The organism is Bradyrhizobium sp. HKCCYLRH2060, from assembly GCF_051168135.1.
Taxonomy (GTDB): Bacteria; Pseudomonadota; Alphaproteobacteria; order Rhizobiales; family Xanthobacteraceae; genus Bradyrhizobium.
Window position 1 is genome coordinate 185,380 of record NZ_JBNPUK010000001.1, and the last position, 25,636, is coordinate 211,015.

17 protein-coding genes are annotated in these 25,636 nt (G+C 67.1%); 9 read left to right on the forward strand and 8 right to left on the reverse strand.

Annotated elements, in window-relative coordinates; genetic code table 11:
• The first annotated feature begins 26 nt into the window (after positions 1-26).
• Positions 27-1,661 carry a glycosyltransferase family 39 protein gene (locus ACQR10_RS00750; RefSeq protein WP_316215274.1) on the forward strand — a complete coding sequence of 545 codons (1,635 nt, stop codon included), beginning with the start codon at positions 27-29 and terminating at the stop codon, positions 1,659-1,661.
• A 24-nt stretch (positions 1,662-1,685) separates the two neighbouring features.
• Here ACQR10_RS00750 and ACQR10_RS00755 read toward each other — a convergent pair whose 3' ends face one another.
• The 4 genes from ACQR10_RS00755 to ACQR10_RS00770 all read right to left on the reverse strand — a co-directional run bounded on the left by ACQR10_RS00755 (position 1,686) and on the right by ACQR10_RS00770 (position 8,296).
• Positions 1,686-4,838, reverse strand: a complete 3,153-nt coding sequence (locus tag ACQR10_RS00755; RefSeq protein WP_315801725.1) for an efflux RND transporter permease subunit — start codon at positions 4,836-4,838, stop codon at positions 1,686-1,688.
• Positions 4,838-5,764, reverse strand: a complete 927-nt coding sequence (locus tag ACQR10_RS00760; protein WP_316179240.1) for an efflux RND transporter periplasmic adaptor subunit — start codon at positions 5,762-5,764, stop codon at positions 4,838-4,840. The genes ACQR10_RS00755 and ACQR10_RS00760 overlap by 1 nt, the downstream gene beginning before the upstream one ends.
• A 160-nt stretch (positions 5,765-5,924) precedes the next feature.
• A complete protein-coding gene (locus tag ACQR10_RS00765; RefSeq protein ID WP_315801727.1) occupies positions 5,925-6,602 on the reverse strand; it encodes an OmpA family protein in 678 nt (225 codons plus the stop codon).
• A gap of 131 nt (positions 6,603-6,733) precedes the next feature.
• Positions 6,734-8,296: a caspase family protein gene (locus tag ACQR10_RS00770; protein WP_434911786.1), complete on the reverse strand. Its 1,563-nt coding sequence runs from the start codon at positions 8,294-8,296 to the stop codon at positions 6,734-6,736.
• Between the two features lie 351 nt (positions 8,297-8,647).
• Here ACQR10_RS00770 and ACQR10_RS00775 point away from each other — a divergent pair, with 351 nt between their 5' ends.
• Positions 8,648-9,454, forward strand: coding sequence for an N-acyl homoserine lactonase family protein (locus ACQR10_RS00775; RefSeq protein WP_434911736.1), 807 nt, complete (start codon positions 8,648-8,650; stop codon positions 9,452-9,454).
• Between the two features lie 946 nt (positions 9,455-10,400).
• Here the strand turns inward: ACQR10_RS00775 and ACQR10_RS00780 are convergent.
• The gene (locus tag ACQR10_RS00780) at positions 10,401-11,378 is read right to left on the reverse strand and encodes a L,D-transpeptidase family protein (RefSeq protein WP_434911737.1); all 978 of its coding nucleotides are present in this window, start codon (positions 11,376-11,378) and stop codon (positions 10,401-10,403) included.
• Between the two features lie 202 nt (positions 11,379-11,580).
• On the opposite strand from ACQR10_RS00780, the gene ACQR10_RS00785 reads away from it, so the two are divergent.
• Positions 11,581-12,459, forward strand: coding sequence for an efflux RND transporter periplasmic adaptor subunit (locus ACQR10_RS00785; protein ID WP_409997898.1), 879 nt, complete (start codon positions 11,581-11,583; stop codon positions 12,457-12,459).
• 375 nt (positions 12,460-12,834) lie between these two features.
• Here the strand turns inward: ACQR10_RS00785 and ACQR10_RS00790 are convergent, their stop codons facing one another.
• On the reverse strand, positions 12,835-13,695 hold the full coding sequence (locus tag ACQR10_RS00790; RefSeq protein WP_316179233.1) for a caspase family protein: 861 nt from the start codon (positions 13,693-13,695) through the stop codon (positions 12,835-12,837).
• 430 nt (positions 13,696-14,125) lie between these two features.
• Here ACQR10_RS00790 and ACQR10_RS00795 point away from each other — a divergent pair, with 430 nt between their 5' ends.
• From ACQR10_RS00795 to ACQR10_RS00810, 4 genes are all read left to right on the forward strand, one after another.
• The gene (locus tag ACQR10_RS00795; protein ID WP_434911738.1) at positions 14,126-15,850 is read left to right on the forward strand and encodes a hypothetical protein; all 1,725 of its coding nucleotides are present in this window, start codon (positions 14,126-14,128) and stop codon (positions 15,848-15,850) included.
• A gap of 210 nt (positions 15,851-16,060) precedes the next feature.
• Positions 16,061-16,786 (forward strand): thermonuclease family protein, encoded by a 726-nt coding sequence (locus tag ACQR10_RS00800; protein ID WP_434911739.1) that lies wholly within the window; start codon positions 16,061-16,063, stop codon positions 16,784-16,786.
• A gap of 154 nt (positions 16,787-16,940) precedes the next feature.
• Positions 16,941-18,128: a pyridoxal-phosphate-dependent aminotransferase family protein gene (locus ACQR10_RS00805; protein WP_434911740.1), complete on the forward strand. Its 1,188-nt coding sequence runs from the start codon at positions 16,941-16,943 to the stop codon at positions 18,126-18,128.
• 8 nt (positions 18,129-18,136) lie between these two features.
• Positions 18,137-20,236, forward strand: a complete 2,100-nt coding sequence (locus ACQR10_RS00810) for a S9 family peptidase (RefSeq protein WP_434889686.1) — start codon at positions 18,137-18,139, stop codon at positions 20,234-20,236.
• Positions 20,237-20,327: 91 nt separating this feature from the next.
• On the opposite strand, the gene ubiG is transcribed toward ACQR10_RS00810, so the two are convergent.
• A complete protein-coding gene (ubiG, locus tag ACQR10_RS00815) occupies positions 20,328-21,092 on the reverse strand; it encodes a bifunctional 2-polyprenyl-6-hydroxyphenol methylase/3-demethylubiquinol 3-O-methyltransferase UbiG (RefSeq protein ID WP_409997904.1) in 765 nt (254 codons plus the stop codon).
• A 47-nt stretch (positions 21,093-21,139) separates the two neighbouring features.
• On the reverse strand, positions 21,140-21,607 hold the full coding sequence (locus tag ACQR10_RS00820) for a PH domain-containing protein (protein ID WP_315801735.1): 468 nt from the start codon (positions 21,605-21,607) through the stop codon (positions 21,140-21,142).
• A gap of 160 nt (positions 21,608-21,767) precedes the next feature.
• On the opposite strand from ACQR10_RS00820, the gene ACQR10_RS00825 reads away from it, so the two are divergent.
• Together ACQR10_RS00825 and ptsP are read left to right on the forward strand one after the other, a co-directional pair.
• Complete coding sequence (locus ACQR10_RS00825) at positions 21,768-23,024, forward strand: aspartate kinase (protein WP_315801736.1); 1,257 nt, start codon at positions 21,768-21,770, stop codon at positions 23,022-23,024.
• Positions 23,025-23,326: 302 nt separating this feature from the next.
• Positions 23,327-25,594, forward strand: coding sequence for a phosphoenolpyruvate--protein phosphotransferase (gene ptsP, locus ACQR10_RS00830; protein ID WP_316215281.1), 2,268 nt, complete (start codon positions 23,327-23,329; stop codon positions 25,592-25,594).
• Positions 25,595-25,636: the final 42 nt, after the last annotated feature.

Consider the following 25,636-nt stretch of genomic DNA (forward strand, 5'->3'; position numbering starts at 1 on the left):
CAGACAAGCGTGGTGGAAGCGAAGTCATGAGTCTTGCGTTGCCGGCGATCGCGATCGAGGCCAGTGGTTCGGTAGGCCGGTGGCGCAGAGCTCTCACGATCTGGATCGACGCCGTGGAGGACGGTTGGGCCGTTCCAACCCTGATCGTCGGGTTCGTCGCGGTCTGGATGGTGTATTTCTCGGTCGCCTATCTGGGGGGCGATCTCCATCAGGATGTGATCGAGACCTGGTCGCTCGGACGCAGCTTCGACTGGGGCTCGACCAAGCATCCGCCGCTGATGGGCTGGGCCGCGCGGGCCTGGACCACCGTGTTTCCGCTGACCAACTGGTCGTTCAACCTGCTGGCGCTGACCAACGCGGCGGTCGGCCTCTGGGCCGTCGACCTCATCACCCGGCGTTTCGCGCGCGGTGACAAGCGCCTGGTCGTCCTGCTGCTGCTCATGCTGCTGCCGGTCTATCAACTGCACGCGCAACGCTTCAACGCCAACGCCGTGCTGCTGTCGAGCTGGCCGCTGGCGACGTGGTGTTTCCTGCGCTCGTTCGAGACACGTCACGTCGGCTGGGCCGTCGCGGCCGGCCTGACCGCGGCACTCGCCATGCTCGGCAAGTACTACTCGGTCTTCCTGATCGCGGGCTTTGCGGTCGCAGCGTTGTGCCACGGCGAGCGTCGGGCCTATTTCACCTCGTCCGCGCCTTGGATCGCGGCGCTGTCCGGCCTGGTCGCGCTCGCCCCCCATATCTATTGGCTCGCCACGACCGGCGCCCAGCCGTTCTCGCATGCGATCGAGCATCACGTCGGCAAGACCGCCTCGGCCGCCCTGGTCGAGGGCAGCGGCTTCCTATTGGCGATGGCCGGCATCGCCGGTATCCCCGGCCTCATATGGCTCGCCATGACCCGGCCCCGCGCCACCCGCGTGCTGAACGATGCGCTCAGCCTCGACCCCGGACTCCGGCTGCTGGCGATGATCAGCATCGGGACCGTGGTGTTCCCCGCGCTGGTCTCGATCGTGTTCGGCACCGACATGCCGCCGCTGTGGGGCCTGCAGGGCGTCTTCCTGTTCGTCATCGTGATCGTGTGTGGCGCGAGCTATCACGCCCCCCGCGACGTCACGATCAATCTCGCCGCTGCGACGATCGCGATCGCGGCATTCGCGGCCACAGTCGTAGCGCCCTTCCATGCCTTGTACCGGAACTACGTTCCGTTGAACGAGGGCCGCGATTTCTACGAGCCGGCCGTGACCGAGCTCGACCGCCTGTGGCATACGGCGTCGAACGGAGCCCTTGTCGCCGTCGGCGGCGATGACGGCCTCGCCTTTGCCGCCGCGTTCTACAGTCCCGACCACCCGCACTATGAAATGGCGCTTGTGCACCCGCACGAGTTGCACCCTCCGTCGGAAGAGCTGACTGCGCAGGGCTGGGCGGCGCTGTGCTACGACACCGACATCTCCTGCATCTCCGGCATGCAAGCCGCGGCAGCGCAGGCGCGACGTTCGGTACGGGCCGATTTCACGCTCCGGACCAAGCTGTTCGGCCTGGAGGGCGCGAGCCAGGGCTTCGTTGCCCTGATCGTTCCGCCTGAGACCACCGCGCCAGTCGACAGCGCGCCGAACGTGGCCCACGATCTCAGCGCGCGCCGCCGTACGCCCTCGACCGCGAACTGAAACAGCACGTTTCCAGCACTCATCTCATTCCGCGGCCGGCGACATCGCCGACGGCGGCGGCTTTGGCTGATGCCCCGCCTCCGGCCCATGGCCGGACTGCGCCTCGTCGGCAGTCTCGCCGGAGGAGACGATCAGCTTGCGGCCGAGGCGGGCGAACAACGCGCCGACATCGTCCATCACCAGGAACATCGCCGGCACGAACAAGAGCGACAGCACGGTCGAGAACACCAGGCCGCCGATCACCGCGAGCGCCATCGGCGAGCGGAACTCGCCGCCGGCACCGACCGCGAGCGCGCTCGGCATCATGCCGGCGACCATCGCGATCGTGGTCATCACGATCGGACGGGCCCGCTTCATGCCGGCGTCGATGATCGCCTCGTCGCGCCTGACACCGGCATGAATCGCTTCGACCGCGAACTCGACCAGCATGATCGCGTTCTTGGTCACGATGCCCATCAGCATCATCATGCCGATATAGACCGGGATCGTGAGCTGCTTGCCCGTCAGCATCAGCGCGCCGATCGCCCCGCCGATCGACAGCGGCAGCGAGAACAGGATCGTGATCGGCTGCAGGAAGGTGCCGAACAGCAGCACCAGCACGGCGTAGACGATCATCAGCCCTGCCGTGATCGCCGTGATGAAGCCGGACGCCAGCTCGTTCAGGCTCTCGGCATCATCCGAAGGGATCAGCTTGACGCTGGCCGGCATGCTCTTTCTGACCGGCAGCTCGTCGATCTGCCTGGTCGCATCGCCGAGCGCCGCAAGTCCGACGAGGTCGGCCGCGACGGTGGCCTGCCGCCCGCGATCGTAGCGGCTGATGCTGGTCGGGCCCTGATCGAGCTTGATATCGGCGACCACCGCCAGCGGCACACCGCCCTTTTCGCCGTACTGCCCGAGCGGCACCCGCAACTGTTCGAGGATCTTCACGTCGCTGCGTGCCGCATCCTCGAGCTGCACCCGGATCGGGACGAGGCGGCCGCCGGCATCGTATTTCGCCAGCGCGGGACCGACATCTCCGATCGTGGCGACGCGGATGGTCTGCGACAGGCTTTCTGTCGACACGCCCAGACGCGCGGCCAGGTCGGCGCGCGGCTGCACCCGCAACTCCGGCCGGTCGAGCGAGGTGTCCGACACGACGTTGGAGATGATCGGAATCCGCTTCATCTGCGACGCGAGCTCGCTGGCAACGTTGTCGACCAGCTTGGGATCCGAGCCCGTCAGCACCAGCTTGATCGGGCGCAGACCATTTTCGTCGGTGAACCAGAAGCGGATGTCCGGAATGCTCTCGAGATCCTTGGTGATCTCGAGCTCGAGCTCCTTCTGGGTGATCTTGCGCTCGGTCTTCGGCGTGTAGTTGACGATCATCCCGGCGCGGCGAACCTCCATCGCGCCCTGAAGCCGGCCGCCGTCAACGAACACGCTGCGGACCTCGGGCCGCTTGCGCAGGCGCGCGACGATGTCCTCGGTCACCTTCTCGGTGTAGGCGAGCTGCGCCCCGGGCGGCAGCTCGATCGCGAGCAGCGATCGCGCGGCGTCCTGCGCCGGCAGGAACCCCTGCGACAGCAGGGTCGTGCTCCAGATCGAGCCCGCGAAGATCCCGATGCCCAGGAGAACCGTGATGAAGTAGTGCTTCACCGACCATGTGACGATGCGCTGATACGCACGCAGGATGAATCCGGGCGGCGGATCGTCATGGTCGTGGTGCTTGAGGAAGTAGGCCGCCAGCATCGGCGTGACGAAGCGCGCCGCCAGCAGCGAGAAGAACACCTGCACCGAGACGGTGATGCCGAACTGCTTGAAGAACTGTCCGGCGATGCCGGACATGAAACTGGCCGGCGCAAAGATCGCGATGATGGTGAGGCTGATCGCGATGACCGCGAGCCCGATCTCGTCCGCGGCATCGAGCGCCGCGCGATAGGGCGACTTCCCCATCCGCATGTGGCGCACGATGTTCTCGATCTCGACGATGGCATCGTCGACCAGAATGCCGGTCGACAGCGTGATCGCCAGGAACGACACCATGTTCAGCGAGAAGCCGAGAATATCCATCGCCCAGAAGGCCGGAAAGATCGACAGCGGCAGCGAGATCGCCGCGATCACCGTGGCGCGGAAGTCACGCAGGAACAGCAGCACGATGATGACGGCGAGGATCGCGCCCTCGAACAGGGTCGAGATCGCCGCTTCGTAATTGCCCTTGGTGAAATCGACCGACGTATCGATCAGCTTCAGCTCGACATCGGGATGGGCGGCTCTGACCTGGTCGATGCGCTTCTGGACCGCGGCGGCGACGACCACGTCGCTGGCACCCTTGGCGCGCTTGATGCCGAGCGCGACCACCGGCTCGCCGTTGAAGCGCGCAAAGGTGCGCCGATCGGCGATCGTGTCGGTGACCGTCCCGAGATCGGCGAGCCGGACCTCGCCGCCGCCGAACAAGGGAATCATCGTGTTGGACAGCTCGTTCAGCGTCTTGGCGCCCGCAAGCGTGCGGATCGCCTGGTCGTTCTTGCCGATCTCGGCGCGGCCGCCGGCGACGTCGACATTGGTGCCGCGCAGGCTCTGGCTGACATTGACGGCGGTGAGGCCCATGGCCTGCAGACGGTCGGGATCGAGCGAGACCAGAATCTCGCGCTCGACGCCGCCGATGCGCTCGACCTGGCTGACGCCGCGCACGCCCTGCAGCTCGCGCTTGACCACGTCGTCGACGAAGAACGACAGCTGCTCCGGGGTCTTGCCCGGTGAGATCGCAGCATAGGTGACGATCGGCAGGCCGATCTTGTCGACGCGCGAGATCAGCGGCTCGGTGACGTTCTGCGGCAGGTCGGAACGGACCCGGGTGACGGCGTCCTTGACGTCGTTGATGGCGCGATCGGTGTTGGTCTCCAGCGCGAACGTAATCGTCGTCACCGACAGGCCGTCGGTGATCAGCGACTGGATGTGGCGCGCGCCCTCGACGCCGGAGACGCCGTCCTCGATGATCTTGGTGACCTGGGATTCAAGCTCCGACGGCGCCGCGCCGAATTGCGCCACCGCGACCGAGATCACCGGAATGTCGGCGTTCGGCAGCCGGGTCACCGCGAGCTTGGTGAAGCTCATCCAGCCCAGGATCAGCAGGATGATGGAGAAGAGGATCGACGGCAGCGGGTTCCGGATCGACCATGCCGAAATATTCAGTGCCATCAGCGTACCCGCGTGCGATCGATGTCTTCGGCAAACATGGTCTTGATCTGGTCGCCATCGTGCAGCGAGCTGCCGGCGTCGGCCACCACGATTTCTCCCTCTGTCAGCCCGTCGAGGATCTCGCTCGACGTATCCGACACCAGGCCGACCCGCACCCGGCGGGTCTCGATCGTGTTGCCCTTCACGACCTGGATGGTGAGATGATCGATCGCCGTATTGGGCACGGCGACGCCGCAGCTCCGCCGGGCATCGATATTGGCGCGCGCGAACATGCCGGGCTTGAGCGACGGATTGCTGGTCAGCGCGATGCGCACATGGCCCAGCTGGGTGGTCCGGTCGACCTGCGGCGCCACCACGCGCAGGCGGCCGACAATGTCGGGAAGGTTGTCACGAGTGATGCGCACCGGCGCGCCCGTGCCGAGCTTCAGGAGATGAACGCTCGGAACCTCGGCGTCGAGCTCCAGCTCGTTGTTGACGGCGATGCGGAACATCGGGCCGGCCTGCGGCGAGGCCGGCGCACCGGCGATCGTGCGGACCTCGGTGACGAGTCCTGCGGCCGGCGCACGCAGCGACACCGGCCGGCTCGCGGCCGCTGCCGGCGCTCCCGGCTGCTGCGGCGGCGGCGTCAGGCGCGCCAGCTCCTGGTTCTCGGTGACGGTGTCGCCCTCCTTGACCAGAACGTCGATGACCCGCGATCCCTCCTGATCGGCGCCGACCACCGCCTCGCGGCGGGCCACGACGAAGCCGGTGACGCGCACGAGATCCGAGAAGCAGGCCTTCACCGCCTTGGTCACCAGCACCTGGGCCTGCATCGGCGGCTCCTCGGCAGTGTGATGGGGACGATGCTCGTACCAGTAATAGCCGGCGAACAGGGCCACGAAGACCACCGCGCTGGCCGCGGTTTTAAGGGATTTTGGCAGCTTCATCGGCAGGGGGATCCGGTCGGCGCGAGATGCGGGTTATGGATGCTGCGAATTTGGCGCGGGACGCTCCGACAAGGCGATGCGCCCCGCAATCCTGCGGGACGCATCCGGCCACCTCGATCTCCGGCCACGCGACCTCCGACGGCGCTTGATGGACGCGGCGCTACTTGGCCGCCGCCGTCTTGCTCTGCATGTTGACGACCTGGACGCGGCGGTTCACCTCGGCGAGCGGCTGGCTCGGATCCTTCAGCTTGCTCTTGCCGTAGCCCACCGTCACCAGGTCGGCGCCGGCGATGCCGAACTTCTCGACCAGATAGCGCTTGATCGAATCGGCGCGGCGCTCGGACAGGTCCTGATTGTAGGCCTCGCCACCGGCGGCATCGGTATGACCGGCGACGACGAAGGTCGACCCCTTCAGCTCGGCGTTGGTCAGCGCCCGGCCGAGCGCCTGCACCGACGGCAGCGACTTCTGGCTGATGTTGGCGGAGTTGTAGTCGAAGGTGATCTCGAGATCGATGTTCGGCTTGGTCTTGGCGACCGCCGCGATCTCCTCGCGCTCGGCTGATGACAGCGACCGCGTCGAGCGGCCGCGAATGCTCTGCAGGAACTTGTCCTGCTCCGGCGAAACCGCGGGCGCAGCCTCCGACGGCGGCGACATCGACAGCCCCCGGGTCAGCGGCTTCTTCTGCCCGGCCAGGGCGCGGACGATCTGATCCTCGCTGACGTCATCGGCGGCGAAGGCCGGCATCGCGACGAGCGACGCGGCTGCGCTCAGGACCGTCGCGGCCAGGAGAGCCGTCAAGCCGGCGGTCATGGTCGAATTCGTTTTCGGTGCGGTCATTGCCAATCCCTCCTCACGCGAACTGATCGTCCCGGTCTCCGCCGCGCCCACACGCGACACCCGGCTGTTCGCTGTTATGTCGGTCCGGCCTGCCGCATGGTTCGAGCCGGCCGGCCGACGCGCGCAACAAATCAGCGCACGCCGTAAGCTTCGAACTCGCGGACGATGTTGGGGTCCATCGCCTTGGCGTTGGCGATGTCGAGCGCGCCCTCCTGCGCGGCGCCGTTACGCTGCTTGGCGAGACCTCGGCCATACAATGATGACGTCAGGCGCGGATTGATCTTCAGCGCCGCATCGAAATCGGCGATGGCGTTCTTGACCGCGCCGCTCTTGAGGTTGACCAGCCCGCGGCTGTCGAGCGCGTCGACGAAATTCGGCCGCAGCCGCAGCGCCTCGTTGCAATCGCGCAGCGCAGGCTGCAGCTCGCCGACGACGGTGCGGGCCCAGCAGCGGTTGTTGAGCGCCTCGACGTCCTTCGGGTTGATCCGGATGGTGTCGTCGAAATCGCGGATCGCCTGCGCGTAGGCGCCCTTGCTCGCATACACCTGGCCGCGTCGATAGAGCGCACCTGCATCGTCGGGATTGGCCGCGATCTTGGCGCTCAGGCTCTTGATCGTCGGGTCGTCGGCGAACGGGTCCTGCGCAGGCGCTGCCGGAGCGGCGGGGGCCGCGGGCGCAGCAGGCGCGGCGGGCGCCACGTTCGCGATCACGGGAGATGGCGCGGGCGCCGGCGGCGCCGGAGCAACCGGCGGTGCCGGCGGAGTATCCACCTTCTGCACCGGCGTCGGCTGCGGCGCGGGCGGAGCCGGCGGCAGCGGCGACGGCACCGGCGGAGCCACCACGACCTGCGTCGGGGTCGGCGCAGGGACAGGTGGTGCCGGAATCGGCGCGGCATTGCTCTCGGCCGGCGCAGGCGGCCTGACGCCGCCATTACCGGGCACGAAGGAGAAGTCCTCCGCCAGCGACGACGAGATCCACGGCACCTGCTCGCTGCGCGACGCGCGGGTTACGCCGACGCGGGTGCGGTTCAGCGTCTCCTCGGCGGTGAGGTCGGGAACGCGGATCTCCTTCAGCAGCTCCTGCACGAACAGGCTGTGATCCCGGCCGCTATCCGACACGACGGCGGACAGCGCGGCCGAGTACATCACCAAAGTACCGCTCGGTGCGATGACCGGCGCGAGCCCAGCCGAGGCGGTGCGGAACCTGCGCTCATAGGGATTGCGCCGGGAGGCATCGAGCAGCGCGATCTTCACGCCGGCGCCGCGGCTGTTGATCTCCTGCAGCACCTGCTCGAGGCCGATGCCGTCGCGCCGCACGTCGGCCTCCTGCCAGATCTGCGCGTCGACCGGGATCATGTAGCTCTGCCGGCTCGACTGGATGCCGTAGCCGGAGAAGAACAGCAGCGCCACCGAGCCCGGCTTGATCTTGCCATAGAGCCGGTCGAGGCCGCGGCGCATCGCGTCGCCGCCGGCGTTCTCCAGGGTCTCGACGCTGAAACCGTCGCGCTTCAACTCGTCGGTGAGATCGCGGGCATCGTTGACCGGTTCCTTGAGCGGCGCCTCGGCATCCGGATATTTCGCATTGCCGATGACCAGGGCAAAGCGGTCGCCGGCCGCGCGCGCGGGCCAGGAGACCACGGCCGAGAACGCGACGGAGAACATCAGGCCGAGCGGCAGCAGCAGGCGGAAAGTCATCACGATGGCGGTCCAGCGGTCAGCAATCAGGCGCCGTCCAGCTTGCGCCGCGGCGACCATATCCCACGCGTCAGGCATTATCAAATCGCCGTGACGGTCCGTCAACCGCTTGCGGCGGTTGAAGAATCATCTGAGGCGGCGACCGCCCGCAGGAGCCTGTTGCGAGCTGCGGGCGATGACACGAGCGGACCATGCAACGATCCCGATGTCTTGAAATGTGAGATGCCTCACGCTGTGTCGCGGCAGCGCACCGTCCGGTTCGACGCGCGCCGCGATTGACCTCGATGCGATTGACCTCGATGCCTGCCGATGGCTCGATGGTTGCCGTGCCCAACCAACGAGAAGGCCATCATGGGGAACGCCACCGAGATCTACGCGCTGCGCTATGCGACGATGTCGCCGCGCACGCCGCACATGAACTTCCTGCAGCCCGATCCGCACGACAGCACGGCGCAGGACCTCGACTATTTCGTGTGGCTGATCCGCACTGACGGGCGCGACATCCTGGTCGACACCGGCTTCAACGCCGCGGAGGCCGAGATCCGCCACCGCACCCTGACGCGTGATCCGATCGATGCGCTCGCTTCGTTCGGCGTCGACGCCGCCGGCATCCGCGACATCATCGTCACCCATCTGCACTACGATCACGCCGGCAATCTCGACCGCTTCCCGAATGCGCGCTTTCACCTGCAGGAGCGCGAGATGGCCTATGCCACCGGCCGCTGCATGTGCAACGGCATGCTGCGCTACCCGTTCACGGTCGAGCACGTCACCACGATGGTGCGCCACGTCTATGGCGACCGCGTCACCTTCCACGCCGGCGACGGCGAGGTCGCGCCCGGCGTCACCGTGCACCGGGTCGGCGGGCATTCCGACGGGCTGCAGGTGGTGCGCGTCGACACCGCGCGCGGCCCCGTCGTGCTCGCCTCCGACGCCGCGCATTACTACGCCAATCTGCAGCGCCGTAGCCCGTTTCCGATCGTCTACAACATCGGCGACACGGCGCAGGGCTGGGAGATCATCGAACGCCTCGCCGGCCATCCGGATCGATTCATCCCAGGGCACGATCCGCTGGTGACCGAGTTGTATCCTCGCGTGAGCGACAAGCTCGACGTCTATGCGCTGCATGTCGCACCGTCGCGGTCGTTTGCGACGTAGCGGCGGAGACCTGTTCTTCTGATGTAATTGTCAAACAGCCCACGCGGTTGCAGGTCCGCGTTCTCGCGGCGCGTTTTGCGTCCGAGCTGTGATCATCGGGACACCCTCTTTTGTGAGAGGGCGCAGGGAGAGCCAGGCCTCGGCTGAGGCCTGCGGCCCGCCTGCGAGAAAAAATGCAGGCGGCAGAACCACAGGTACAGCCGGAACGACCCGGCCCTCCCTGCGCGATGGCTTTACGATTTATACGCAGTCTCCCCGGTGACCGGCTTGTTTGCCACCGTGGCGACAACGCGCGCATCACGCACGTTGCGCGGACCTCAGCGTCGGGAGGTCAGGACCCTGCGACTTCACCGTCCGCGGCATGGCGTACGTCGGCATGCCTTGAGCACGCTGCGCCATCTCGCGGCCATCGCATCCCACCCCAACGCGTCGTGACGTTCGCGCAGCGCCCCTCTTCAATGAGGCGGGACGGGCGGAAATTTCCACCTGATTTGCCCGACGGCGCAAGGGAATTCTTTTTATCGGAATATCTGGACAAGCCCGATCGGCTTGGCATTGCTCGTTAAATTCGCCGCGGCGCGCAGGAAAGACGATGCGGCCGGTAGGGTGGGCAAAGGCGCTGGCACGTCCTCGCGACACGCACGATGGCTGCGCGCTTTGCCCACCATACGCGGTGAATTGGTCGTTGCAGCGATGCTGCTGTACTCCGCCACTCGCCGTCCCGAGCAAGTAGCGACGCGCGATCGCGTGGTTGCGATGCCGACCCGAGACTCATACGCGGCGGCGGTCGCGATGGGCGAACTGTCAATGACCGGCCTGCCTCAAACCGCTCCCTGGGGTTATGGGTCCCGGCGTTCGCCGGGATGACGGCGGTGGGTGTGGATCGAGCCGGGTCACGTCGTTCGGCCGGGATGATGGCGTAGCTTCGCCAGGCAACGGTGCCCGCTCAATGCAGCTCCACCTTCGCCTTCTTCGACAGGTGGTCGCCGAGGAAGCGCACGTCCCAATTGGTCAGACGGACGCAGCCGTGCGATTCCGATTTGCCGACCTTGGACGGCTCGGCGGTGCCGTGGATGCCGTAGCCGTTGCCGACCGACAGGCCGATCCAATAGGCGCCGACCGGGTTGTTCGGGCCGGGCTTGATGGTGAACGGCTTGCGCGACTTGACGCCCTTGAACTCGTAGTCCGGATTGTAGCGGTAGTTGGGATCGGCATCGCGCGAGGTGACCTTGAAGGTGCCGTCGGGCGTCGGTTTCTCCTCGCTGCCGACGGTGGCCGGAAACACCGCCACCAGCCTGCCGTCCTTGTCGAATGCCTGCACCGTGCCGGCGTCCTTGCTGATGTCGAGCCGCATGATTTCCGGCGCCTTCTCGTCCGGCCGGATCACGTTGGCGACGGCGATCTGCTCGCCCTCCTTGTCGAAGCTGGCCTTCGGATTGAGCGCCGACAGCAGCTGTTCGCTCATGTGGAATTTCTCGGCCAGCGCCTCGCGCGGCGAGGTGTAGCCGAGCGCCGGCAGGTCCTTCATGTCCTCCATGTGCTGCGGCAGCTTCTTCAGGAACGGCCCTTTCACATCGTCGCGGGTGATGGTGTAGGAGACGATCGCCGGCGCCTGGTCGCCGCGCAGCAGCGCGTCCCACAGCTCGGGCGTCAGCTTCGCATCACCGGCAAGCCCCTTGGCGCGCGCGAACGCGGCGAGCGCCGTGCGCGCATTGTCGCCGAAGCGGCCGTCGATCTCGCCGGGCGAGATACGCGCGCGATCGAGCAGCACCTGGGCGCGGATCGCCACCGGGTCCATCTTCTCTTCGGCCGGCGGCCGCTTGCGCAGCTCCGCGCCGTTGACGGCGTCGGCGGTGAGCTCGGCGGAGACCGCCGGCGTGACGAGGGCGGCGCAGAGCAGAAGTGGTATCCAGAGCCGAAGCATGATCGTGAGTCCCAAATAGAGATGGCCGACATTCGGCAGCGTCAACGTGGACCCTGCCGAGAAAGTTCGGGGGTCCTCCGCTGAACGTCGCAGCATGCTGGCGCGACTACCAGGGACGCGGGTCGGCTGGCCCGGCGGCTGCACGTCTGCTATCCCGACTTCAGCCGTTCAATTGACGTGAGTTCGCGAGGATCGGTTTCGCATGCGACATGCCGCAATTGCCACAATGCGCCGGATGCCGCTATTGGCCGCGGCCGGCGTGCTGGCCCTGATCCAGCCGGTGCTGGCAGCCGACGACAGCGCACCGAAGGGCGCCGCGGTCAGCGTGCTCAAGGCGACCAAGGCCTGCTTCGACAACACGGTCGAGGTGTCCGGCATGGTGCTGGCGCGCAACGAGACCGCCGTCAGGCCCGACCGTCCCGGACTGAAGGTCGCGGAGGTGCTGGTCGATGCCGGCGACAGCGTCACGGCCGGGCAGAACCTGGCGCGGCTGACGCCGCCGGAGGGCGGCACGATCATGATCCAGGCGCCGGTCGCGGGCACAATCCTGTCGTCGAGCGCCACCATCGGCGCCTTCGCCTCCGGCCGCGGCGAGGCGCTGTTCTCCATTCTCGCCCGCAACGAATATGATCTCGTCGGCCTGGTGCCATCAGCGCAGCTCGGCAAGCTCGCGGTCAACCAGACCGCGCGGATCCGCATCGTCGGGGCCGGCGAGGTCGAGGGCAAGATCCGAAGGGTGGCGCCGACCGTCGAGCCGAACAGCCAGCTCGGCCAGGCCTTCATCGGCATCAACGGCACGGCGCGGCTGCTGGTGAATTCGTTCGGGCGCGCCGTGATCAAGATCGGCCAGAGCTGCGGCGTCGCGGTGCCGCTGACCGCCGTGCTGTACGATCCGGACGGCACCGTGGTGCAGGTGGTGCGCGCCCAGCGCATCGAGACCAAGCGGGTCGAAATCGGCCTGATGGCCGGCGGCCAGGTCGAGATCCGCGACGGCCTCGCCGAGGGCGACGTCGTCGTCACCCGCGCCGGCGCGCTGCTGCGCGAGGGCGACCCGGTGCGGCCGGTGATGGCGAGCAATTGAGGGCGGCGGCCGAGTCCTGCGGAACGGATGAAATGGGGAGGTCGCGCCAGTGGCGGTCGGCTCCCCTCCCCCTGGCGGGGAGGGGTCGGGGGTGGGGGTTCTCCGAGTCGCGCTCGACGTGATTTGCGAGCCAGCTCCTGGGAGGTTTTCAGCGATCCAAGGCAGCGCCATGCGGGAGGATCGCTCCCGCATCCGCCAAAGCAGGATGTTTGCAGCAAAGGCTCAAGCCAACGACGCGCGGCGCCCGTGGACCCCCACCCCCAACCCCTCCCCGCAAGGGGGAGGGGAGCTGACCGTCAGCTTGGTGAGAGGGGGGCAAACGCTCAGGCGCTCTGAGCGTCAGACGCGTTGAACGAGAGATGGAAACCCCAGGCCTCAGCTACCGGCGTTGGCGACGTCGGCGCTGAAGCGGATGTCCTCGACCAGGGAGGACGACACCATCGGCACCTGCTCGCCGTCGGAGCTACGCGCGATGGCGTTGCGGGTCTTGTTGAACACGGTCTCGGCGCTCGGGCTCTTGCCGAGCTGGTTGAGCAGCTCGCCGACCAGCACGCTGTTCTGGCCCTTCGGATCGTCCAGCACCTTGCCCGGCGTCGCCGACGACAGGATCAGCGCATTGGCCGGTGCGTTGATCGGCGCGAGGCCGTGCGAATAGGCGCGGAAGCGGCGTTCATAGGGATTGCGGCGGGAGGCGTCGATCACCACCAGCTTGGCGCGCGCGCCCTGCTCGCGGACCGTATCGAGCAGACGCTCGATGCTGGTGCCCTCGCGGCGCACGTCGGATTCCCGCCAGATCTTGGCGTCGACCGGGATCATGTAGCTCTCGCGTCCCGCCTGGATGGCGTAGCCGCCGAAGAACAGCATCACCACCGAGTCGGGCTTGATCCTGGCCTTGAGGCGCTCGACCGCGCGGGTCATGTCGTCCTTATTGGCATCCTCGACGACATCGACATCGAAGCCGTCGCGGCGCAGCGCGCCGGTCAGCGCGCGGGCATCGTTGATCGGCTGGACGAGCGGCGCATTCGCATCGGGATAGTGACCATTGCCGATGACGAGCGCGAGGCGCGCGCCGTTGCCGGTCGCCACGCTGCTCTGCTCGGAGGCGGCCGCCTTGGGCGCCTCGAGCGAACGCTTGTTGAGGGCAGCATGCGCGCCGATCGCGAGCGACACCGTACAGAGAAGCGCGGCGGCGATCACGGCCGATCGGCGGGAAAGAGAAGGCTGCCTTGCGGTCATCACGTCAATCCTGGTCCGAGCCTGCCCGTCGATGCCAAAGGGGTGCACCCTTTGGTCGCGCTGGCGCCTCTGAGGTTTGAGGGGTTGCGAGACGATGTGTCGTCCCAATGCGCGCAAATTGCGGCGCCGCAACGAAGAAAGGATTAACCCGAACGAGCACCCAGGGCAACATCGGAACACCATTGACTTTTCAAGCACTTGAAGAGAAACGCAAATTTAACCATGGCGGCGATCTCCAAACGGCCCTGGGCGGACCGCCGGGAGGCCACATTGCCGCCAAATCCGCCTCCCGCGCCGTGACCGCCGTCACGTTGTCTTTGGCGGTCGAGCGTGTCAGTTTGCCCCATGCATGCGCACGGCGCGCCGTTTGTGGGGCGTTTCGAGCAGCGCATGCCGTTCGTCCCGCCTCCGACAACCCGCGAGTCCTCGCTTGAGTTTCCAGTATTTCGCCGGCGCGGCCTGTCGCGCACTGACGGCCCGGAAGGATGGGCCCTCGCTGTACGAGGTCTGCGACCCCATCCTGCGCCGGCCCGGCAGCGGCGACCCGCATCTGTCGAAATTCTACCGGACCGCGCTGGGGAACCCGGCGCTGCGCGCATTGCTGCGCCGTGCCGGCCTGCCCGAGCTGAACGATCCCGCCGTTCTCAATGCGCTGCGCGACGCGCTGGTTCTCGCCCGCGACAATCCGACGCCGGACTGGGAGCAGATCGGCCGCCCGGTCGCCGATCTCGTCGACAGCATCGCCTTGCACCACCCTGCCCCGCCGCGCCGGACTGCGGCGGCGGCCATGCCGCCGGCCGGCGAGATCGACCGGGTGATCCGGGCCTGCGGTGCCGACCTGCTCGGCTCGTTCAGCCGCAATGGCTTCATCCCGACCTATGCCGCCTTCAACCTGATCGGCGATCCCGACATGAAGGGCTCCGAGGTCCAGATGGCGCTGCAGGGGCTCGACGCGCGCGGCTACAAGAACTCGACCCTGCTGTTCAACCTCGCCCGCGTCTTCATCGCGCGCTCGCCGGCGGCCGCGGTGATCAATCCGCCGTGGCGCGGCATCGCCGAGCCGATGTGGGAGCCGGTGCAGATCCGCCACCGCTCGGCGTATTACGACGCGTTCTTCACCGAGGCGCTGCTGAGCTATCTGGAGACCGGCCTCGCCTCATCGGAGCAGACGAGCGCGGCGCGCGGCGCCATCGCGGCGATGGTCGAGTTCTGCCTGACCATCAGCCGCGAGCAGGTGCGCGGCGCCGACGGCAAGAGCTACGACGTCGTCACCGCGCTGGCGCCGCATCCGCATCCGCGGTTCTCGCGCTTCTTCACCCAGATCAAGCAGGACCTCGGCTTCGGCGTCTACGTGCCGGATTGCGACACCACGGCATGCTCGTTCTCGGCGGCGACGCAGGCCGGATCGGACGATCCGATGCTGAGCCAGCCGCTGCTGGACTTCTATGCCGGCTACCAGGTGCGCGCCGGCGGCAACGAGCCGCGCGTGACGGTGCCGATCAACGACAACGTCGACTACGAAGGCGGCGTCGCCACCTGGATCGACAGCCTGGCCGGCGAGCGGCCCTACGGCAACGATCTCGATCCGACGCTGAATCTCGACGTGCTCGAGGTCTCGTTCCGCAATCTCAAGCGCTGGCAGGTCCTGGAGACGCAAGGCAGGCTCGACGTCGTCAGGCGGATCGTCGGCTTCCAGCAGCGGCTGGTGCTGAGCGGCGCCTTCGCCGATCCGCGCTCGCACATCTATTATTTGCCGGAGCTGTACTGCGCCTATTTCGGCCGCTGCTACCACGCCTTCATGGCGCTGCCACCGGCGGCGCGGCAGGCGATCGACCCCGACGGCGCGTTCGAGCTCATCCGCCTGCGCGTGCTCGCTTATGTCGAGGACGAGCTGATCGGCCGCGAGATGAACCCGTTCGACGCGGCGCTGGCGCTGATCGCGCTCGGCCATCTCGGCGGCGCTGCAGCGAGCTTCGCGCCCGCGGTGCATTGCATCGTGACGTCGTTCGGCGAGGGCGGCCGGCGGCATCCGTACCGCGCCTATGAGTGGAACAAGATGAAGACCCCGACCCGCATCCTGGTCGGCGGCCCCGAGGTGACATCCGCGTTTGTGCTGATGGGCCTGGCGCTGGCCCGGCGGGTGGCGGTGAACTGATCGAGCGCGATCTCGGCGGCAAGGGCAGTGTGCTCCCCTCCCCCTTGCGGGAGGGGAGCAGAGCGACGCCTTGGCCATAGCTCGGCTCCTACTTTCGGCCGCCATCGCGCGAAGTTGAGCGACTCAGGCAATCGCGGCGCTGGAACTGGCGGGCGATCCGCCGCACTATCGCTGCTATTGCCCATCCCCAAGGACGACCCGCGCCCGTTGATGTCGATGAAACCAGCCCTGCTCGCGCTCCTCCTGCTGCTGCCCTCCGTCGCGTCCGCCGCCGACATCACCGGGATTCCCAAGATCCGTGAGGCCGACGGGATCACGATCGGGGCCACCCGCATCCGGCTCGGCGGCATCGACGCGCCCTCCGTGGATCAGCTCTGCCTCAACAAGAACGGCGAGCGCTGGACCTGCGGCGTGGCCGCGCGTGACGAGCTGATCAAGCACGCGGACGGCAAGAGCTGGACCTGTCATCCGCGTTCGATCGATCGCCGCGGGCGCCAGGTGGCGCGCTGCGACGTCGACGGCGAGGACATCCAGAAATGGCTGGTGCGCAGCGGCTGGGCGCTGGCCTATCGCACCCTCTCGCGCGACTACGAGCCCGATGAGGCAGAGGCGCGGGCCGCCAAGGCCGGCATGTGGCAGGGCGCGTTCATCGCACCATGGGACTGGCGCGTGCGCAACAAGAAGACTGCGATCCTCGGCGCCACCAAGCCGCCGGAGGGCGCGCGCAAGGTCCTGCTCGCCTCGGCTTCGGGCCCGGTCGCGCCCTCGCCGGACTGCACCATCAAGGGCAATGTCAACGGCGCCGGCGAATGCATCTATCACACGCAGAAGAGCCGCTGGTACGCGCAGATCAAGATGCACGTGTCGAAGGGCACGCGCTGGTTCTGCTCGGTCGAGGAGGCCGAGGCCGCCGGCTGCCGCGAGACCCGGCGCTGAGCCCCACCGCGCCGACCCGCCGGGGCATGCCAGCCCCCCGGGTTCTCCGGCTTTTCTTATGCGGCGCCGCCACGTAAAACGGCGCTGGGCCGGCCGTGTGCGAGAGCCCATCACCACCCTCAACCGCCAAACCACATCGCCGAGGACACTGACAATGACCGTTCGCGCGGGCCGGGAGTTTCTGGCCATCCCGGGACCCACCACGATGCCCGACGAGGTGCTGCAGGCGATGCACCGCCCCGCGCTCGACATCTACTCCAAGCAGATGGTCGAGCTGACCGACGGCATCATGTCCGACCTCGGCCGGCTGTTCGCGACCAAGGGCAAGACCTACATCTACATCGCCAACGGTCACGGCGCCTGGGAGGCCGTGCTCTCCAACGTGCTGGCGCGCGGCGACAAGGTGCTGGTGCTGGAGAGCGGCCGCTTCGCGATCGGCTGGGGCAATGCGGCACGCGCGATGGGCGCCGAGGTCGAAGTGCTCCGTGGCGACTGGCGCCGCGCGGTGCGGCCGGCCGAGGTCGAGGCGCGGCTGCGCGCCGACAAGGAGCACTCCATCAAGGCGATCGTGGTGGCGCAGATCGATACGGCGTCGGGCGTCGTCAATGACGTCGAGGCGATCGGCCGCGCCATCAAGGCCGCAGGCCATCCGGCGCTCTACATGGTCGACACCGTCGCTTCGCTCGGCTGCATGCCGTTCGAGATGGATGAATGGGGCATCGACGTCGCGATGTCCGGCTCGCAGAAGGGCCTGATGACGCCGCCCGGTCTCGGCTTCGTCGCCGCCAATGCCCGCGCACTCGAGGCGCACAAGCGCGCCAACATGCGCACGCCCTATTGGGACTGGAGCGAGCGCGAGGGCACCGAGCACTATCGCAAATATGGCGGCACCGCGCCGGTGCATCTCTTGTTCGCGCTGCGCCAGGCCATGGACATGCTGTTCGCCGAAGGGCTGCCGCACGCCTTCCGCCGCCATGAGCTGCTCGCCGAGGCCGTGCGACGCGCGGTGGCGAAGTGGAGCGAGGGCCAGGTGATCGGCTTCAATATCGCAGACGCCGCCGAGCGCTCCAACACCGTGACCACGGTGCTGGTCGGCGGCGGCCATGATCCGGCGGTGCTGCAGACCTACTGCAAGGAGCAGTGCGGCGTCGTGCTCGGCACCGGGATCGGCGACCTGCAGGGCCAGGCGTTCCGCATCGCCCATATGGGCCATGTCAACGCGCCGATGGTGCTGGGCACGCTCGGCGTGATCGAAATGGCGCTGGTGGCGTTGAAGATCCCGCACGGCCGCGGCGGCCTCGACGCCGCGATCCAATGGCTCGGCGAGAGCGTGACCCCGTAAAGGACGAGATGACAGACAGCAGCAAAACAGCGCCGGTGGCGCCGCGCCATCAGCACAGCTTCACCCGCCACGGCATCACCGTGCAGGACGACTATGCGTGGCTGAAAGACGCGCGCTGGCAGGAGGTGCTGCACGATCCGTCGCTGCTGGATGCTGATATCCGCGCCTATCTCGAAGCCGAGAACGCCTATGCGGAATCCGTGCTCGGCCACACCTCACCGCTGCAGAAGAAGCTCGTCGCGGAGATGCGCGGCCGCATCAAGGAGGACGATTCCTCGGTGCCGTCGCCGGACGGGCCCTACGCTTATTTCCGCAAGTACCGCGAGGGCGGCCAGCACGAATTGTTCTGCCGGACGCCGCGCAACGGCGGGGCGGAGACGATCGGGCTCGACGGCGACGCGCTGGCGCGCGGGCATGAGTATTTCAAGTTCGGCGGCAGCCGGCATTCGCACGACCACAAGCGCGTGGCGTGGAGCGCCGACACCAAGGGCTCGGAATATTTCACCATCCGCGTGCGCGACTGGGATGGCGGCGATGACCTCGCCGACATCGTCGAGGAGACCGACGGCGGCGCGGTGTGGTCGCGCGACTGCAAAAGCTTCTTCTACGTCAAGCTCGACGACAACCACCGCCCGATGCAGGTGTGGCGGCACAGGCTCGGCACCAGGCAGGCCGATGACGTGCTGGTGTACGAGGAGAAGGACACCGGCTGGTTCACCCATGTGCACGAGTCGACCTCGGGCCGGTTCTGCGTCATCGCCGGCGGCGACCACGAGACCTCCGAGCAGCGGCTGATCGATCTCGACCATCCCGAGGCGCCGCCGCGGCTCATCGCCGCCCGCGAGAACGGCGTGCAATATTCGATCGCCGACCGCGGCGACGAGCTGTTCATCCTGACCAATGCCGATGGCGCGATCGACTTCAAGATCGTCACCGCGCCGCTGTCCGCGCCCGAGCGCGCCAACTGGCGCGACCTCATTCCGCACCGCGCCGGCATCTACGTGCTCGACCACGATCTCTATGCGGGCCATCTGGTGCGACTGGAGCGCGCCAACGCGCTGCCGTCGATCGTGATCCGCGACCTGACATCCGGCGAGGAGCACGCGATCGCCTTCGACGAGGGCGCCTATTCGCTCGACGCGATGGGCTCCTACGAGTTCGATACGACCAACCTGCGCTTTGCCTATTCGTCGATGACGACGCCGTCGGAGGTGTGGGACTACGACATGGTGACGCGCGCGAAAACCTTGCGCAAGCGCCAGGAGATTCCGTCCGGGCACAATCCCGCCGACTACGTCACCACGCGCATCATGGCGAAGGCCGATGATGGCGCCGAGGTACCGGTGTCGCTGCTGCACCGGCGCGACTTCAAGGCCGACGGCTCGGCGCCGCTGCTGCTCTATGGCTACGGCTCCTATGGGCATGCGATGCCGGCGTCTTTCAGCACCAACCGGCTGTCGCTGGTCGACCGCGGCTTCGTCTACGCCATCGCCCATATCCGCGGCGGCACCGACAAGGGCTGGGGCTGGTACCTCGACGGCAAGCGCGAGAAGAAGACCAACAGTTTCGACGATTTCTCAGCCTGCGCGCGGGCGCTGATCACGGCGAACTACACAGCGGCCGGCCGCATCGTCGGACACGGCGGCAGCGCCGGCGGCATGCTGATGGGCGCGGTCGCCAACCGCGCAGGTGAGCTGTTCGCCGGCATCGTCGCCGAGGTGCCGTTCGTCGACGTGCTGAACACGATGCTCGACGACACCCTGCCGCTGACGCCGCCGGAATGGCCCGAATGGGGCAACCCGATCGAGAGCGAGACGGATTTCCGCACCATCCTGTCCTACTCGCCGTATGACAACGTCGCGCCCAAGGCGTATCCCGCGATCCTGGCGATGGCCGGATTGACCGATCCGCGCGTCACCTATTGGGAGCCTGCGAAATGGATCGCGCGGCTGCGCGCGACGATGACCGGGGGCGGCCCGGTCCTCCTGCGCACCAACATGGGCGCCGGCCACGGCGGCGCCTCCGGGCGCTTCAACCGGCTGGATGAGGTCGCGATCGTCTATGCGTTCGCGCTATGGGCGGTGGGGCTGGCGAATCGGACGGCGTGAGCGCGGCCGACGCCGGCAATTGCCGGATCTGGCGCGGGATCGCCCCCCATCTACACCGGTTGTGGAGCGGCAGCCGGGCACACCGCGCCGGCTAGACCATCTGCTCGGCGACCACCATGTAGTTCACGTCCATGTCGGTCGACAGGCTCCAGCGGTCGGCGAAGGGGCTGTAGACGACGCCGCTCTGCTCGGTGATGACCAGGCGGTTGTCGAGCAGGTATTTGGTCAGTTCGTCCGGCGTGACGAACTTGCTCCACTCGTGCGTGCCGCGCGGCAGCCAGCGCAGCACGTATTCGGCGCCGACGATGGCGAGCGCAAAGCTCTTCCAGTTGCGGTTCAGGGTCGAGACCACCATCATGCCGCCCGGCTTCAGCACCGCGGCACAGCGGCCGAGGAAGGCACTGACGTCGGTGACGTGCTCGACGACCTCCATCGCCAGCACGATGTCGAAGCGCTCGCGCGGGTCCATCTCCTCGATCGTGGTGCAGCGGTAGTCGATCGACAGATGCCCCTTCTCGGCATGCAGCCTGGCAGCGGCAATGTTGCTGGCCGAAGGGTCGACGCCGACGACCTGCGCGCCCAGCCGTGTGAACGGCTCGCACAGCAATCCCGCGCCGCAGCCGATGTCGAGCATGCGCAGCCCCGACAGGCAGTTGAGGCTCTTGGCGTTGCGCTCGAATTTCCGGCAGGCGGCATCGCGGATATAGGTCAGGCGCAGCGGGTTGATCTTGTGCAGGGGCGCCATCTTGCCCTTCGGGTCCCACCAGGTCTCGGACAGTTTCGAGAACTTCGCGATTTCGGCCGGATCGACGGTCGAGCCGGAGGGAACAGAAGGGCTGCGGGAATCCTGAGGCATTGTCATCGCTGAATACTCAATGATCGAAGCTGCGGCGCCGTACCGGGCTAACGCGCCGTGATGGCGTTCCGGAACGCCAGCGGCTCCGCGATGGTCGAAATGGTTTCCTTGCCCTCGCCCACACCCAAGATGGTGACATCACCGTAATTGAGAACCCGTCCCATGATGGTCTGGTTGACGTCGACGCTCTCGACCTTGTCGAGGGCCATCTCGAAGGTACGGCGCTTGATGAAACCGGTTTTGTGCACGACGCGGCGATTGGTGACGTCCGTCTCGGTGGTGAGACGATGGAACCAGGCCCGGACCGTCCAATACAGCGCAACAATGGCGATGACGGCGGCGGTGGCCAGGCACAGCATGACCAGATTGTCGTTCACGGTCATGCGGGTGAGGACGAGCAATCCGAACACGACGATCCAGGCCCCGATCGCCGGAAGGTAGAACATCCAGTGCGCATTGGTCGAATACAGCACCTTCTCGCCGGGTTGCAGGATTTCGTCGATGTAACGCGCCATTCCAAGCCTCTAACCTGACCCTGTAACCTGACCCTGTCACCACAAGGAACCGTCTTGCCCCCAGCCGCGGCGCTATGTATACGCGCGTTTCGGCTGGCGCGCCTCCGGTTTCGCGCTCAGCCGGTCAACTTATCCTCCTGATGGGAATGAGCGCGTCGTCATGGGTCGCCTCGTGCTGAAATTCGGCGGCACCTCCGTCGCCAACATCGACCGCATCCGCAACGTCGCGCGCCACGTCAAGCGCGAGGTCGATGCCGGTCATGAGGTTGCCGTGGTCGTCTCGGCGATGTCGGGCAAGACCAACGAACTGGTCGCCTGGTGCACCGAGGCGTCGCCGATGCACGATGCGCGCGAATACGACGCCGTCGTGGCCTCGGGCGAGCAGGTCACGTCCGGCCTGCTGGCGATCGTGCTGCAGGGCATGGGCATCCAGGCCCGCTCGTGGCAGGGCTGGCAGATCCCGATCAAGACCAGCGATGCCCATGCCTCGGCGCGAATCGTCGATATCGACGGCTCCGAGCTGATCCAGCGCTTTCGCGACCGCAAGGAGGTCGCGGTCATCGCCGGCTTCCAGGGCATCAACGCCGAAACCGGGCGAATCACCACGCTTGGCCGCGGCGGCTCGGACACCTCGGCGGTGGCGATCGCGGCCGCCATCAAGGCCGACCGCTGCGACATCTATACCGACGTCGACGGCGTCTATACCACCGATCCCCGGGTGGTGCCGAAGGCCAAGCGGCTCGACAAGATCGCCTTCGAGGACATGCTGGAGCTGGCGTCCCAGGGCGCCAAGGTGCTCCAGGTCCGCTCGGTGGAACTGGGCATGGTCCACAACATGCCGATCTTTGTCCGCTCCTCATTCGACAAGCCCGAGGATATCGACCCGCACGCCAACCAGCCGCCGGGGACGCTGATCTGCAGCGAGGAACAAATCATGGAAAATCACGTCGTGACCGGCATCGCCTTCTCCAAGGACGAGGCCCAGATCTCGGTGCGCCAGATCGAGGACAAGCCGGGTGTTGCCGCCTCGATCTTCGGACCACTGGCGGATGCCAACATCAACGTCGACATGATCGTCCAGAACGTCTCCGAAGACGGCAAGACAACCGATCTCACCTTCACGGTGCCGGCCACCGATTACAATCGCGCGCGCGAGACCATCACGGCGGCCAAGGACAAGATCGGCTATCAGCGCCTGGATACCGCGACCGACGTTGCCAAGGTCTCGGTGATCGGCTCGGGCATGCGCAGCCATGCCGGCGTCGCCGCCAAGGGATTTGCCGCCCTCGCCGCCCGCAACATCAACATCCGTGCGATCACGACCTCCGAGATCAAGTTCTCGGTGCTGATCGACGCCGCCTACACCGAGCTCGCCGTCCGCACGCTGCATACGCTCTACGGACTGGACCAGGCCTAGAAAATCCTCCTCCGCGACCACACCTGTCCCGTTATGTGACAGCGGGACGGGCCGAAGATCGTTCGAAAGCCGTTGACGCCGCCCGCGGTGGCAGGCGTTTTGCTTGGCAAAACAAGCCCTAATTCGCTATACGCCATCGCAGGATGGCAGCCGCAAACTGTGCTCCAGTGATGGTTGTTCTGGTTCGGGCCGGCACTCTGAGCGTGCGATAGTGCCGAATCGAGAAAGCTGTTCGATGCCGCGAGTTTAGCGCCAGATCCGGCCGCGTGCCGGGCTGGCCCCAGGAAGGGGGATTGTGCCACATGCGAAGCGCGTCGGGAGGCCCCCGCGTCCTGCTCAGACGGCTTCGCGAGACCATGGCGGAGCAGGTCTCGGCACAGGAGCGGCTCGACAAGATCGTGGTGCTGATCGCGGCCAACATGGTCGCTGAGGTCTGCTCGGTCTATGTGCTGCGCGTCGACAACACGCTCGAGCTCTACGCTACCGAAGGTCTGAACCGCGACGCCGTGCACATGACCGTGCTGAGCGCGCATGAGGGCCTTGTCGGCCTCGTCGCCAGCGAGGCCACGCCGCTCAACCTGAACGACGCGCAGAGCCACCCCGCCTTCTCGTATCGCCCGGAGACCGGCGAGGAGATCTACCACTCCTTCCTCGGCGTGCCGATCCTGCGCGCCGGCAACACGCTCGGCGTGCTGGTGGTGCAGAACCGCGCCAAGCGCACCTATGTCGAGGAAGAGGTCGAGGCGCTGCAGACCACCGCGATGGTGCTCGCCGAGATGATCGCCTCCGGCGAGCTCGCAGCGCTCGCCCAGCCCGGCGCCGAGCCGGCGGCGCGGCACTCGATCCACAAGACCGGCACGGTGCTGTCCGATGGCATCGCGCTCGGCCATGTCGTGCTGCACGAGCCGCGCGTCGTCATCAACAACTACATCGCCGAGGACCTGCCCAAGGAGATCAAGCGGCTCGACGCCGCGCTGCTCAAGCTGCGCGCCGACCTCGACCGCATGCTGGAGCGCGGTGACGTCGCCGACGGCGGCGAGCACCGCGAGGTGCTCGAAGCCTATCGCATGTTCGCCAACGATCAGGGCTGGTCGCACAAGCTGCACGAGGCGGTGGCGACCGGCCTCACGGCCGAAGCCGCCGTCGAGCGCGTGCAGTCCGACACCCGCGCCCGCATGCTGCGCTCGACCGATCCGTATCTGCGCGAGCGCCTGCACGATCTCGAGGATCTCGGCTACCGGCTGCTGCGCCAGCTGGTGGGCCAGGACCACGCGCCGCGTCGTGAGCATCTGCCCGACAATGCCATCCTGATTGCGCGCGCGATGGGTCCGGCGGCGCTGCTCGACTACGACCGCAAGCGGCTGCGCGGCCTCGTGCTCGAGGAAGGCACCGCCAACTCGCATGTCGCGATCGTGGCCCGTGCGCTCGGCATTCCCGCCGTCGGCGAGGTGCCGAACGCGCCGGGCATCGCCGATCCCGGCGACGCCATCATCGTCGATGGCACGTCGGGCTCGATCTACGTTCGGCCGTCCTCCGAGATCGAATCCGCCTATGCCGAACGGGTGCGCTTCCGCGCCCGCCGCCAGGCGCAATATGGCGAGCTGCGCAACAAGCCCTGCGTGACCAGGGACGGCCAACCGGTCGAGCTGATGATCAATGCCGGCCTGGTCATCGACCTGCCGCATATCGAGGACACCGGCAGCGCCGGCATCGGCCTGTTCCGCACCGAGTTGCAGTTCATGGTGTCCGCCAGCCTGCCGCGCTCCAGCGACCAGCTGGCGCTGTATCGCACGGTGCTCGACGCCGCCGGCCACAAGCCGGTCACGTTCCGCACTTTGGACATCGGCGGCGACAAGGCGCTGCCCTACATGGAGACCGTGATCGAGGAGAATCCGGCGCTCGGCTGGCGCGCGATCCGCCTCGGCCTCGACCGTCCGGGCCTGCTGCGCGGCCAGATCCGGGCGCTGCTGCGCGCCGGCGGCGGCCGCTCGCTGCGCATCATGTTCCCGATGATCTCGGAAGTCGCCGAGTTCGACACGGCCAAGGCGATCGTCGAGCGCGAGCTGACCTATCTGCGCCAGCACGGCCACACGCTGCCGGAGCGCGTCGACGTCGGCACCATGCTCGAGGTCCCGGCGCTGCTGTATCAGCTCGACGAGCTGCTTTCGAAGGTCGATTTCATCTCGGTCGGCTCGAACGACCTGTTCCAGTTCCTGTTCGCGGTCGATCGCGGCAACGCCAAGGTCTCCGAGCGCTTCGACACGCTGTCGACGCCGATCCTGCGGGCGTTGCAGCAGATCGTGCACAAGGCCAAGGCGGCGAAACGGTCGGTGTCACTGTGCGGCGAGATGGCCTCCAAGCCGATCGGCGCATTGGCGCTGATCGCGCTCGGCTACCGCTCGCTGTCGTTGTCGGCCACCGCGCACGGCCCTGTGAAGGCGATGATCCTCGAACTCGACGCCGGCAAGGCGGCGACGAAGATGGCCGAATGGCTGGCCGCGCCGGCCGGCAGCTTCTCGATGCGGCAGAAGCTGACCGAGTTCGCCGAGAGCGAAGGCCTCGCGCTGTAGCCGGCCTGTCGCGCCGGCCGCCTTCCGTCCGTATCGTTTGCT

Excerpts from the sequence above, each read along its gene's own strand:
- ACQR10_RS00750 (WP_316215274.1), top strand. The coding sequence starts at position 27 with ATGAGTCTTGCGTTGCCGGCGATCGCGATCGAGGCCAGTGGTTCGGTA.
- ACQR10_RS00755 (WP_315801725.1), bottom strand. The coding sequence starts at position 4,838 with ATGGCACTGAATATTTCGGCATGGTCGATCCGGAACCCGCTGCCGTCG.
- ACQR10_RS00760 (WP_316179240.1), bottom strand. The coding sequence starts at position 5,764 with ATGAAGCTGCCAAAATCCCTTAAAACCGCGGCCAGCGCGGTGGTCTTC.
- ACQR10_RS00765 (WP_315801727.1), bottom strand. The coding sequence starts at position 6,602 with ATGACCGCACCGAAAACGAATTCGACCATGACCGCCGGCTTGACGGCT.
- ACQR10_RS00770 (WP_434911786.1), bottom strand. The coding sequence starts at position 8,296 with ATGACTTTCCGCCTGCTGCTGCCGCTCGGCCTGATGTTCTCCGTCGCG.
- ACQR10_RS00775 (WP_434911736.1), top strand. The coding sequence starts at position 8,648 with ATGGGGAACGCCACCGAGATCTACGCGCTGCGCTATGCGACGATGTCG.
- ACQR10_RS00780 (WP_434911737.1), bottom strand. The coding sequence starts at position 11,378 with ATGCTTCGGCTCTGGATACCACTTCTGCTCTGCGCCGCCCTCGTCACG.
- ACQR10_RS00785 (WP_409997898.1), top strand. The coding sequence starts at position 11,581 with ATGCGACATGCCGCAATTGCCACAATGCGCCGGATGCCGCTATTGGCC.
- ACQR10_RS00790 (WP_316179233.1), bottom strand. The coding sequence starts at position 13,695 with ATGACCGCAAGGCAGCCTTCTCTTTCCCGCCGATCGGCCGTGATCGCC.
- ACQR10_RS00800 (WP_434911739.1), top strand. The coding sequence starts at position 16,061 with ATGTCGATGAAACCAGCCCTGCTCGCGCTCCTCCTGCTGCTGCCCTCC.
- ACQR10_RS00805 (WP_434911740.1), top strand. The coding sequence starts at position 16,941 with ATGACCGTTCGCGCGGGCCGGGAGTTTCTGGCCATCCCGGGACCCACC.
- ACQR10_RS00810 (WP_434889686.1), top strand. The coding sequence starts at position 18,137 with ATGACAGACAGCAGCAAAACAGCGCCGGTGGCGCCGCGCCATCAGCAC.
- ubiG (WP_409997904.1), bottom strand. The coding sequence starts at position 21,092 with ATGCCTCAGGATTCCCGCAGCCCTTCTGTTCCCTCCGGCTCGACCGTC.
- ACQR10_RS00820 (WP_315801735.1), bottom strand. The coding sequence starts at position 21,607 with ATGGCGCGTTACATCGACGAAATCCTGCAACCCGGCGAGAAGGTGCTG.
- ACQR10_RS00825 (WP_315801736.1), top strand. The coding sequence starts at position 21,768 with ATGGGTCGCCTCGTGCTGAAATTCGGCGGCACCTCCGTCGCCAACATC.
- ptsP (WP_316215281.1), top strand. The coding sequence starts at position 23,327 with ATGCGAAGCGCGTCGGGAGGCCCCCGCGTCCTGCTCAGACGGCTTCGC.